This is a genomic window from Chryseobacterium sp. WG14, assembly GCF_024586945.1.
In the GTDB taxonomy this organism is placed as follows: domain Bacteria; phylum Bacteroidota; class Bacteroidia; order Flavobacteriales; family Weeksellaceae; genus Chryseobacterium.
In genome coordinates this window covers 440,510-452,754 of sequence record NZ_JALCZD010000001.1, presented here as the reverse complement: position 1 = coordinate 452,754, position 12,245 = coordinate 440,510, and the positions used below count along the sequence as shown (strand labels likewise).

General features: G+C 37.4%; 7 protein-coding genes. 3 read left to right on the top strand and 4 right to left on the bottom strand.

All coding sequences use genetic code 11. The features are described from left to right. Positions 1-23: 23 nt before the first annotated feature. Positions 24-1,139 carry a tail fiber domain-containing protein gene (locus MP478_RS01920; RefSeq protein ID WP_257189321.1) on the bottom strand — a complete coding sequence of 372 codons (1,116 nt, stop codon included), beginning with the start codon at positions 1,137-1,139 and terminating at the stop codon, positions 24-26. Positions 1,140-1,366: 227 nt separating this feature from the next. Here MP478_RS01920 and MP478_RS01915 point away from each other — a divergent pair, with 227 nt between their 5' ends. The 3 genes from MP478_RS01915 (at position 1,367) to MP478_RS01905 (ending at position 7,096) form a co-directional block, all read left to right on the top strand. Further along, on the top strand, positions 1,367-4,342 hold the full coding sequence (locus MP478_RS01915) for an ATP-binding protein (RefSeq protein WP_257199426.1): 2,976 nt from the start codon (positions 1,367-1,369) through the stop codon (positions 4,340-4,342). A 6-nt stretch (positions 4,343-4,348) separates the two neighbouring features. Further along, complete coding sequence (locus MP478_RS01910; protein ID WP_257189323.1) at positions 4,349-4,963, top strand: response regulator transcription factor; 615 nt, start codon at positions 4,349-4,351, stop codon at positions 4,961-4,963. 504 nt (positions 4,964-5,467) lie between these two features. After that, positions 5,468-7,096: an AraC family transcriptional regulator gene (locus tag MP478_RS01905; protein WP_257199425.1), complete on the top strand. Its 1,629-nt coding sequence runs from the start codon at positions 5,468-5,470 to the stop codon at positions 7,094-7,096. Positions 7,097-7,219: 123 nt separating this feature from the next. Here MP478_RS01905 and MP478_RS01900 read toward each other — a convergent pair whose 3' ends face one another. The 3 genes from MP478_RS01900 to MP478_RS01890 all read right to left on the bottom strand — a co-directional run bounded on the left by MP478_RS01900 (position 7,220) and on the right by MP478_RS01890 (position 12,059). Beyond that, a complete protein-coding gene (locus MP478_RS01900; RefSeq protein WP_257199424.1) occupies positions 7,220-7,738 on the bottom strand; it encodes a DUF2911 domain-containing protein in 519 nt (172 codons plus the stop codon). A gap of 24 nt (positions 7,739-7,762) precedes the next feature. After that, on the bottom strand, positions 7,763-9,454 hold the full coding sequence (locus MP478_RS01895; RefSeq protein WP_257199423.1) for a sodium:solute symporter: 1,692 nt from the start codon (positions 9,452-9,454) through the stop codon (positions 7,763-7,765). Positions 9,455-9,554: 100 nt separating this feature from the next. Further along, on the bottom strand, positions 9,555-12,059 hold the full coding sequence (locus tag MP478_RS01890; RefSeq protein WP_257199422.1) for a PIG-L family deacetylase: 2,505 nt from the start codon (positions 12,057-12,059) through the stop codon (positions 9,555-9,557). Between the last annotated feature and the right edge of the window lie 186 nt (positions 12,060-12,245).

Here is a 12,245-nt window from a genome sequence, read left to right as displayed (position 1 = left end):
TTTACTACTTTTATGGTAGCTAATTATTTGGTTTTATTTCGCAATTCTGCAATTCTTGTTTTGAGCAGTTTATTTCTTATTTCCAGGTCTTGAATTGATTTTATAAGAATCGGAACAAGCTTACTGTAATCTACCTGCCAGGGTTGTGATTTTTCGTTTTCTCCACCGGGAGTTACTGCCATAGGATAAACCTTATAGAGTTCTTGCGCCAGGACGCCGGTTGATAATTCTTTCTTTTTGTCTGCCTTATAGTTGTAATCGTATATTCCTATGTTCTTCAATGCTGCCAATCCGGATTTGGAAGAACGAATGTTTTCCTTGAGGCGCATATCCGATATAGTATTGTAAAACACAGAAGTATTGTCATGTCTGATAGAGCCGATTCCGACACCATTTATGCTGAAATTAATAAACTCGCCGTCAGTGGTACCTGCAGATTTTGTAAGATGCAATGGAGCTCCTGGACCGGACCGCTGTATACCAACCCAGGCATCGCCACTCACTGCAGTATATGCTTCGAAGCCACTATAATTGGAAGTTCCGCTCCAGACCAGCCCCGTTTGGACACCGTTGTTGGCGAGGGCTTTTATATTATTGAGCCTTACATCGAGGCTTGCCTGGGGAAGGGGCGTATTAATACCTACAAAACCCGTGTTATTATTCGCTCCGGAAATTACAAATGAATCATTAAATAAAACACCTCCGGCATCTACAACCTGCAAGCGTAGATCTGTGCTTTGGTTCCCTCTCAAAAAAGAGTAAGGCTTCCCATTATTTGAATATCCCAGGATTGAACGGCCTCCGTTAATGATAATACTCGCGTCTTTATTAAAATCTGATCCGCCCAAAGGATCGAATCTGGCAATTATGTTAGGAGCGAGTGTTTGGGAAATATCTTCATTTGCCTGTACAGTAAGCATATTATAAGGAGTGCCAGCACCTATTTTGGTACTCCCTGCAATAATACTTCCGTCGGCCGGAGCCGCAGTATTTACATAAGCATTTCCAATAGATAAGTTTCCATTGACAGCGAGTTTGCTTGCCGGAGCGGATGTATTAATCCCTACATTCCCGCTTTGAGCAATTATCAAATAACAACCAGAAAAAACAGCAATAACAGATAATAATTTTTTTCTCATAAATAAAGTGTAAACGATTAATAAATACATCAGAATTGTTTTTGTACAATAAATCATCTAATTTTAGATCATTGCAATGGCTAAAAGCTTTCACAAATATATATCCTCCTCATCATCATTGGAAATAAAAACCATGCGATAATCTTTGCTACCACGTAGAAGTTATTCTACCTTTTTTTAGAATATATTTGCAAAAAGATTAGAAAAAACAGATTTAAAAATTTTGCATGAATAGGTGGGTGTTTATCTTTTTTTTTATTATTGTTCAGGTTCCGTCCCAAAATAGGTCCTCATGGTTTACAATGGATAATGGCCTTCCGCAGAACAGCGTTAAAGACATCGTCAAAGATAAATACGGGTTCATCTGGCTTTCTACAGACAATGGAATTGTTCGGTATGACGGCGCCGGTTTTCTTACTTACCGAAATCTACCTGTTAATAATTTTCATTTTGGAGGATTTTACGGGGATATCCAGCAGGACAATATTATGGTGTACAACGGTTATGAAGAAAATAAAATCCTGATCCACAAAAGGAATCCAAAAGCTATTAAAAAAAAAGATCCGGATACTACCGGCAGGCTTTTCTACCAAGTTGGTTCGCAATGGCTGAGGACCACAGATAACGAACTATTTTCAGATTTTAATTATTTAATAAAAACAGTTTCAGGAGATTATATTATATCCCATCGTACGGTCACTTACACAGATGATAAAACGCAGAAGAAACTTTTACTTTCGTTGGGTAAATCTGACACTTATACTATTTTCCTGTATAAGGATACACTCTATATCACAGATCCTAAAAACAGGAAAATACACCGGATTTTCAAAGGGAATATCATATCAGGAAAAAATCCTGCCCTCTTTAATGATCCGAACACAAAAATATATTGGCAGCAACTTACAGATCAAACTTTTATCGTCCATAATGACTACATTTATTTGGTGAACCATCATAAGAATGAAGCTACACTTCAACTTTTAACCCACTACGAAAATTTTGGGAATTACCGGTTCAGATGTATTTTTTATGATGATAAATACAACAGGCTTTATATCGGAAGCTCCGTTAAAGGCTTAAATATCATTCAATTAACACAATTCCATACATCCCAGAAAAAAATTCCATTTGTTGATGACGTGAGTTATTCTTCTCTACCCTTCAGTAAATATACAATTATTGATGCACTCGGTTACGAATATGATAAGCATGGAATAGTTAAAGAACATAAATTCGGTTCCAATGAAAAATACTATATGCTGTATGATGACGACGAAAATATAATGTATAAGCGCCAAAATACGATTGTAAGGAGACATAAGTCTTCGGGCTATACAACAGCTGATACTATTTTATTTAAAGGAAAAAGTTCCAACGGCTTTTTCAAAAGCTCAGGTCTGTATGGTATTTCTGAAACTGATTATATAAATTCTTCTTTGCATCTCTTTTCAGACAGTAATCTTAAAAAAGCGAAATTCAGTTTTCAATATCAGGGGATCATCAATGATTTTATTAAATTTAATAATCATGACTTTTTAATAGGTTCTACTTATGGGCTTTATCTGACGTCTTTAGATACGGGAAAAACGGTGCTAATCAAAAAAATCAGCGTAAAAAATATCGTAAAAACCAGAGACGGAAATATGTGGATTATGACAAATAAAGACGGTTTTTTTTTGCTGAAAGAAAAGAAACTATTCAAAATGCCGTTGGATGAGCAGCATTATCTGGGGTCCGCACATGATATTCTTGATGATTCTTTCGGGTATTACTGGATATCTTCCAATAACGGCCTTTTCAAAATACCAAGACGACAGCTTCTAAACTCTGTTGAGAACAATTCCCGTGCTTTATATTATCGCTTCACTAAAAGTGACGGCTTATTAACCAATGAATTCAACGGCGGTTCTGTACCCAATGCGCATCTACTTCCCAACAAAGAAATGGTTTTTCCTTCCATGGAAGGGTTTGTTTTTTTTGATCCCGTACAGGTCCGCACCTACTATCCTGAAAAAAACACCACCTTTATAGAGCGTATAAGAATTGGCGGGGAAAAAATTATTCCTTTTCATCAAAATATCGTCCTTGAAAATAATTATAAATCAGCGGAGATTTTTATTGACCTTCCTTATTATGCAGATCCTGCAAACCTTAGAATTGAAGCCCGAATTGATAACCACGATCAGAAATGGGAAAAGATAGAAGCCGGAAATCAAAGGAAATATACCTTAAGAAGTCTGGGCCCCGGAAAATACACCTTAAGCATCAGAGTTTTACTATCTCCCAACGGCGAATATGAGTATCAAACGATAACGTTTGAAATTAAGCCGCTTTTCTACCAGACGAAATTTTTTAAGATCGTTCTGTTTTTAGTTTTATCTTTAATAGTGGTACTTATCATCCTAAAGACTACAAAATTTATAAGGAAAAAAAATAAAGTTCTTAAAAGAACAGTATCCTACATGAGCATGGAGCTGAAGGAGACCTCTCAGGATCTGGAAAATGCAAAAAAACGGATACAGAAGGAATCTGAATATCAAAAAAAGTTTTTAGAGGCAGTTAATCACGATATTACCACACCTGTCAAATTTATTGCAATGCTCGCTGAAAAATTAAGTAAAGAAGAAGATGCACAGGTTCAAAAAGAATATTTTGAAGGAATTCACCAAACCTCTGAAGAATTGTATAAATTTACATTAAACTTGAAAGAATACAATAATTTATATACAACCAGTCAAACATTTGAAGAAAACGGGCTTTTACTGAATGAAGTACTTGAATCCAAGCAAAGACTATTTGATATTATAGCAAAGAAAAAAAATAACCACATCGAAATTCTTAATAAAAATGATATCCGGTACTTTGTCAATAAAGGTATAATCGCTTGTATTATTCACAACATCATTGATAATGCTGTCAAATATTCCAGCAATAGTACTATTACAATTTCTTCTGAACAGACTGAGGAAAATATTGTATTAAAAATAGCAGATACCGGAAATGGAATGACCGAGAAACAGCTCCAGTATTATAACGCCATCTACTGGGATACCGATGATAAAAAAATGCAAGCCAAAGATTCTGGTCTTGGTCTTCATATGGTTATACACCTCATCAAAAAAATTAATGCTGAAATACATTTCACAAAAAACACTCCTAAGGGAACCGTCGTTGAAATAAACTTGAAGAATAAAAACTAATAATTTATGAAAGGAAAAATTCTCATTGCTGATGACCACGCTGTTGTGCGTTTGGGAACAAAAGCAGTATTAAATTCAGAATATCCTGACATTGAAGTTGATCTGGCTGCTGATTATGATGCTGTAAAAGAAATACTGCAAGGTAATAATTACCGTCTTATTCTCCTGGATATCAATATGCCAGGAGCTCCGTTAACAGAAATGATACCGGAAATTAAGCGTTTACAACCCAACATACGGATACTTATCTTTTCAGGATATGATCAGGATATTGCCCTTCAGTATATAAGGAAAGGAGCTGAAGGATATCTGAACAAACAATGCAGTGAAAATGATCTTAAACACGCAGTTCATACCATTTTGAATACGGGTTATTACTATCCTGTCGAACTTATTCCTGTAATTATAAACAGTAAGGAAGAAAAAAAAGGTGTACAAGCTCTTACAGCTCGCGAATTTCAGATTTTTGAGTTTCTTGCCAACGGATATGGTAATCTGGAAATATCGAATATATTGGATATTCAGATCACTACAATCAGTACGTTTAAAAAGAAAATTTTCCGGAAACTTGGTGCCAGCAATGTTGTTGAATTAAGCAAGATTTACGCTAAAATACATTAACAACCTGTTAACAGCTGCCCTACGGATTTGCTTGTTGCCGTTTATTATTGAATGCACAAACATAGAACTTTATCTGAAGTAAAGTATTTTCATAGGTATTAAATGCTATACCTAAAATTCGAAGGGCCGATTCAGATTTTCGGGAAACTGTATTAAATTCTGTCTTAACAAAATCATTGAAAAATGAGAAGGATGCTCTACAAGCATCCTTCTTTATTATGGCCAAACCTGTCTGAGGTTGGTATATCACCTCTGTTATCATTAAAATGTTCTATCTTTCACAAAACACTATCAAAAGTTACTGATTTGCACGACCGCGGCAGTATAATCTACCCAAATGGTGCAGGAACTGTGATCATACAGAAAGTATAGACAATAGCGACAGGTCCATAAATCAGCTTCTTTTACCCACACCATCCTTAATTATCTTTCATCCTCTTACAACAGCTAACTTGCCTGAAATATTATTATATTTGTCAGAACATCATTTTAAACAAATTACCATTGAATTCTAATCGAATAAGAGCTTATCAAGCTATTTTATTTCTCATCATCCTACACCTGTTCACTTTAGGAAAAAGCCAGAAAATATCCGAAGAACAATTAAAGAGCGAATTACACCAGATACAAGACAAGATTGGCAGCACAAGTATCGTAAACAGCACTATAAAACAGCTGGAAAAAAGCTACAGAACAGCAAAGGAAAATAAATACAATGTTGCCTTTTCCATTGGTACTGAACTGATGAGAACATATTCAACATTGAATAATGCGGAGAAAGTCATAGAAGTATCAACGGACCTGGAAAGTCTTATCAATGAAGATTCATCTCCACAGGAAGTATCTAATATGTATAAGATGAAGGCGGGTTCATTGGGAGATTTGGGGTTTCTGGAAGATTCCCACAAAGCATACCAGGCTTCAAAAAAATATTTGGGAAAAATCAAGGACAATGATGTTCGTCATTATTACAGCAGCTTATTTTATTCCAACTATTCCGGTTATTTTGATCAGAGCAAAAAACAACCGGACTCCGTACGCCTATACCTCATAAAAGGGTTAAACGAGGCAGAAAAAATATCCGAAAAAAAGTCCAGTATATCACTAGGAAAGAAATATGATTTGATTGTTTCCATACAGGCAAACCTAACATTGTATTATTTATGGATCATTCAGCCCGCCGAGCCAAGGACGGCAGAGACCTATCTTTTAAAATCATTGAAGATTGCAGAAAACAGGAAAATAAGCTCACTCAATGAAATGAACCTATACAGAACCGCAGGTAATTTCTATTTTGACCAAAAAAATAACGACAAGGCCATACACTACGCCCAGAAAGGCTTAGAACTGGAGCGGAAAATTTCATCTCCTTCCGGCCGGGAAATTTTCTACGAAATCTTAACGGAGGCCTATTTGGCTAAAAATAATACTATTGAGGGAAAAAAATACAATGAACTTCTTACAAACCTCAGGGACAGTATTAGAATTGCAGAAAAACATTCGGTGAATAAAGTTACCACAGCAATAAAAAAAGAAAAGGATAAAGAAAAAAATAACATCCTCAGAAACTACTTCTATGTATTCTTCATTTTAATAATGCTGGGATGTGGCGGTATTTGGTACTATTGGAAAAACAGGAATAAAGTTCTACAACAGAGATTTCAGGAACTCATTACAAAAATAAAGCATGAGTCAGAAAACCGAAAGGATGAAATGGATAAGGATGGAGAAAAAGCAATAAAAGCTCCAAATATAATTGCTGAGGAAACAGTCAATCAACTATTGAGTAAGATATCCAAATTTGAAAAAAGAGAGAAATACCTAAAAAGCGATATTACAATAGCCAGCATGGCAAGTAATTTTGGCACCAATACAAAATATCTTTCAGAAGTCATAAAATCCTATAAGAACAAGAATTTCAATCATTACATCAACAGCCTTAGAATTGAATACATTACCAGGAAACTGTATGAGGATGCAGTATACAGAAAGTATAAGATCACTTCTTTGGCAGAGTTATGTGGTTATGCCAATCATAGGGTCTTTCAGAATGCATTTAAAAAAGAAACAGGTTTAACCCCCTCGGATTTCATTAACAACCTGAAAAAAGAGACTGAACCGGAAATGCTGTAATACGAAACAATTTGAAGAAGTAGCAGCACCAATACACTGGAAATTTAAAATAGTAATCTTTGAAACAATATCAAACAAAAAAAAATCCCGCATTAACGGGATTTTAATTTCTTATATTTAAACTTATTTGATCTCTACAGGAACTGAGATTTTATCCCAATCCATGGTGAATCCATTACTGTTTACTTTATACACTAAAGTTTCCTGTGTTGTTGGTAAAGCTTTTGTTTTTACGTCCACACGTAAAGCATCTTTAGATTCTTCGTATTTATAAGCACCCCACTGTTTTGGCTCTTTGTTAAAAATGGCAGTCCAGGTTCCGCTTTCTTTAGGGATCAGGAAGAAGCTATATTTACCTGCAGGCAGCGGTTTACCCTGAACGGTAATATTTTTATCCGTTTCGAAAGTAGTTGCTTCATTGGCACCTGCACGCCAAACTTTATCATAAGCTACTAAATCACCCCATATGGTACGCCCTTTGACAGAAGGACTGCTATAGGCTATGGTAATGGCTGCATCTTTAATTTTCCCCGTTGCAGTAGCCGCAGGGCTGGCAGGTTTTTTAGTGTCCTGGGCAAAGGCATTTACTGACATCGTCATTACAGCAAAAAGTACGGTAACAGATTTGATCATTGTTTTCATAATATTTTTTTGTTTGTTGTTCGTTTACGAATTTACTGCTTTCGGCTTATAAAACAATAAACCAATTGCCGAAAATATAATTACCGCTGCTGCCCCAATGACGTTAAGCCAAAGGAAAGAAACGATATCAAAGTTATAAACGGCAATAACTGCAATTTCTGCTAAAATGGCAGCAATAAATACATTGGAGCCAGTGATTTTTTTATAGTAAAAGGCGACCAGAAAAATCCCCAATATCGGTCCGTAGAAAAGAGAACCCAATACATTCACCGCTTCAATAAGGGAACCCATTTGAGTGGCAAACATGGCTACACCGATTGAGAAAATCCCCCAGGCTAAAGTGTGCAGGCGACTGTACTTCAATTCGGTGGCATCATCAGGAATTTCTTTTCTGAATATCAAATGAACATCTTTTAATGAGCAGGCGGCAAGGGAATTCAGCGCTGCAGAAATTGAACCCCAGCTGGCCAGAAAAATAACGGCAAACAGTAAACCGATCATCCCTACAGGCAGGGTATTTTTTACGAAATACAGAAAAATATAATTGGTATCCGTTTTCTCCGCATTATAGTTTGAATGATTGATCGCTTCCTCTACCCTGCCGTGCAATGCTTTTACCTGGGTTTGTGTGTTTTTAAAATCCTGAATTGTTTTTTTGAGTTGGGGAGAATGAGTTTCTTTTAACTTTAAAATTTCTTTCGATTCTGCATTAAATTTTGTTTGCAAATCCTGATGCTCTTTTTCAAAAACCGCAGCCTGTTCAGGTTGTGTTTCCTTTAAATGCTGATAAGAGCGCTCGTTAAAATAAATCGGAGCCGGTTTCAGAGAAAAGAAAGCGAAAAGTAAGGCACCAATCAGGAGAATAGAAAACTGCATCGGAATTTTAACCAATCCGTTCAGCAGCAAGCCCATTTTTGCGTTGGTATTGTCTTTCGCAGTAATATACCTCCCAACCTGGCTCTGGTCAGTCCCGAAGTAAGAAAGTGCCAGAAAAAACCCGCCAATTAGCCCGCTCCAGATATTGTATTTATCTTTCCAATCGAATTCTGTGGTGATTACATTAAGCTTTCCGGATTTCCCTGCCAGATACAGTGCATCCTTAAAACCAATTCCATTCGGCATATTCTGAATAAGCAGATATCCTGCAAAAGCCATGGTTCCCAGAATAATAAGAAACTGTAATTTTTGGGTGTGAGCGATCGCTTTTGCTCCGCCAATATAGGTATAGATCAACAGAATACCACCTGTTAAGACATTGGTTAAATAAATATCCCAGTTTAAAACGCTTGATAAGATGATACTCGGAGCGTAAATGCTGATTCCTGTCGATAAGCCTCTGGAAAAAAGAAAAAGAAGTGAAGTGAGTACCCTTGTTTTTTTATCAAAACGGTTTTCCAGATATTCATAGGCAGTATAAACATTTAAGCGCTGAAAAATCGGGATGAAAGTGATACAGATCACAATCATCGCCAAAGGCAGACCAAAGTAATACTGCACGAAACGCATCCCGTCTGTATACGCCTGGCCCGGTGCCGAAAGAAATGTAATGGCACTTGCCTGTGTAGCCATAATACCTATAAGCACAATGTACCAGGGCATTTTATTATCTGCTTTCAGGTAGGATTCGTTGCTTTTTTGGCCACGGCCGATCAATACGCCGTACACAACCACTGCAACCAGTGTAAAAATAAGAACGGTCCAATCTATAGTACTCATGCCCAGGATTTAGTAAACCAATAATAAAATGCGATCTGGAATACTAATGCAACGGCTAATAGTATGTACCAGGTATTCCAATTTTTAAGTTGCTTATTCATCAGTTTTTCTGTGCAGATAAAAAGTTAAAAAATAAACGTGCTGCCCCCACATTTCCTGCAGGCAGCTGTCTGAAAAATGCCAACGGGGTATAAATAAAATTACCCTTCCCGTATTGGGCATATAAAGTTGATCCCTGCAAAGGCTCTTCACCTGTATCGTGCATTTCAAAAAGCGGTTCATACGCTGCATCCCATTGAACAGGGAAATAGGCGCCGCGCTCCTGTACCCAGCCTTTAAAATCATCAGCAGTAATTTTGTTCGGAAAGTTCAGTAATTTATGATTTGGATTTAAGAACGTAACCGCAGCATTTTCTTCGGTAACCCTCTTATTGGCGATGCTGAAATTATACATCCCCAATTGGTCTACGGTTGTATCCTGGTTGGTGTTATACTGCATCACCAAATTACCTCCAGCTTTTGCATAAGACCATAAAAAAGGCATCCAGCGGCCGAGCTTTTTCTCTGTATTATTGGCACGAACACCCAGTACGATGGCATCATATTGCGACAGTTTGTTTTGACTGCCGTTTCCGCCGGTTTCATCTAATTTGCCATAAAAATCTTCGTCTTTCAAGACATCCACCTGAATCCCTGCCATGCGTAGGAACTCAGGAATGAAATCGCCAGCACCTTCTATGTACCCCACTTTTTTAACCTTCGCCTGAATATCGCCTTTCATTACGGTTACCGTGGCAGGCGCAAAATATTGTAAGGAGGGTAAATGCGGATACTGAATTAATATTTGTTTTTTATTATACGTTACTCCATCTGCAACAAAATTGGCATCCAATTGTAAGCGAGATGAATGTATTGCGGCAAGCTTAGCTTTTGGAATAACGTAATCGATGGTAACATCTTTCCCATTAAGCGAACTTACATCAGCACTGCCTAACCGTTCTCCGTTATACATCAGGTTTACTTTACCGTTACTGAATTTTTTGCTGGAATTAACCTTAAGATTTAAACCCAAATGTAAATCTTCATTTTCTTTGACTAAATAAAGCGGTTGTGTAAATTTCATTTCCAATGCAGGAACAATACGCAAGGCTTCTACCATATCACCGCGCACCGGGTCTAATTTCTTGAAAGATAAAGGAAGTTGAACCTGAAAATTTTCTGAACCGATTCTTAAATCAACCCAAACATTCAGTGGTGATTTTGCCTCAGGCAAACCGACTAAGGTATCATTCGGAACAGAGAAAGTTGCTGCATTCGTGGGAGGTTTTGCCAGCCAGTAAGGTTCTGTGAGTGCGGCATCTGCAGGAATCTGAATGTCATGCTGAATGGTAATTAAAGAATCTTTTGACAGTTTTCTGTTGAAGCTTTCTGATTGGCTTAACCATTGTACATTGTCTAAAACGACAGGATTTGCAGCTCTTGAAATTAAATTTAACCTGAAATTGTAATGATCCCCGGCCACCGCTTCAGCCTGATTGGTAACGACCTCACCCATAAACCCGGCACAGCTTAAAATAATATTGTCGAGAGATTTAATTTTATCCTTTTTAAGGTCTCCATCAGGTAGCGCCATGACCTTTTTTCGCAAAGCAAGCAAAGCAGGTAAGCTAAGGTCTGGATTATTGAAATTGAAAGCGGAAATAATTTCATCTAACGAATGGTCAATATCAGTGTTTCCTTTTGCTGTCCAGGTTTTAGCTATTCCGTCAAAAAGTGTTGCTTTGGCAGGCTCGCCAGTAACGTGGGCAAAATATTCTGTTCTGATCCCGGCTACAGATTGTGTTCCCGCACCCTGGCTTTTATGTAAACTTCTGCTTAATCCTGCCAGTTCACCATAGCCCATTCCCAGTTGCGCATCATATTGCCCAACGGTAACTTTCAGTTGATTTTCAGCTGTCGTATTGACCCCGCCAAAGCGGAAAGTATTCCACAATACGCGTCTTGGCTGCCATACATTAACATATTTCAGCTGATCCGGGAAAGCCGTTTTATCGCCTGCCAGCTTAAAAGCTTTTTCCGCCACCACAGCAGAAGCCGCATGTTGTCCATGACCTGCCGCAGCAGTAGGAGGAAAACGACAAATGATCACATCAGGACGGAATTGACGGATTACCCAAACTACATCAGCAATAATGCTATTTTCATCCCATTGTTTAAAGGTGTCGGTCGTATTTTTAGAGAACCCGAAATCAATCGCCCGGGTAAAAAACTGTTGGGCGCCGTCTAACTTTCTTGCCTCTAAAAGCTCATGTGTTCTGATCAAACCCAATGCAGCACCCTGCTCTGTACCTAATAAATTCTGACCGCCATCACCCCTGGTTAAAGACAGATAGCCCGTTTCTACATTTTGGTCGTTGATTAACCAGGAGAGCAATCCTGTATTTTCATCATCGGGATGAGCCGCAAGGTATAAAACTTTAGGCAGCTGTTTAAGGGTTTTGAGTTCACGGTAAATTTCAGATGATTTTGAGGGCCGAACCTGCTGGGCCGAACAAAAAACCGTATAAAAGCCAAGAATAAATACAGTGCTTACTTTTTTGAACATTTGAATTTGCTTTGCGGGGTAAATATAAGTAAATCGTTTTTCTTTCAACCTTAAAAGAAAAGCAACACTCTTTTTGCTATGTCAACTTCGATTGTTTTTAATGCTTAAAGTTAAATGGCAAGAAGTTTTATCAACAAGAAAATTTTTTATTGACTAGTTTTTAATTCAATTTACTTGTTAAATTTG

Excerpts from the sequence above, each read along its gene's own strand:
- MP478_RS01920 (WP_257189321.1), bottom strand. The coding sequence starts at position 1,139 with ATGAGAAAAAAATTATTATCTGTTATTGCTGTTTTTTCTGGTTGTTAT.
- MP478_RS01915 (WP_257199426.1), top strand. The coding sequence starts at position 1,367 with ATGAATAGGTGGGTGTTTATCTTTTTTTTTATTATTGTTCAGGTTCCG.
- MP478_RS01910 (WP_257189323.1), top strand. The coding sequence starts at position 4,349 with ATGAAAGGAAAAATTCTCATTGCTGATGACCACGCTGTTGTGCGTTTG.
- MP478_RS01900 (WP_257199424.1), bottom strand. The coding sequence starts at position 7,738 with ATGAAAACAATGATCAAATCTGTTACCGTACTTTTTGCTGTAATGACG.
- MP478_RS01895 (WP_257199423.1), bottom strand. The coding sequence starts at position 9,454 with ATGAGTACTATAGATTGGACCGTTCTTATTTTTACACTGGTTGCAGTG.
- MP478_RS01890 (WP_257199422.1), bottom strand. The coding sequence starts at position 12,059 with ATGTTCAAAAAAGTAAGCACTGTATTTATTCTTGGCTTTTATACGGTT.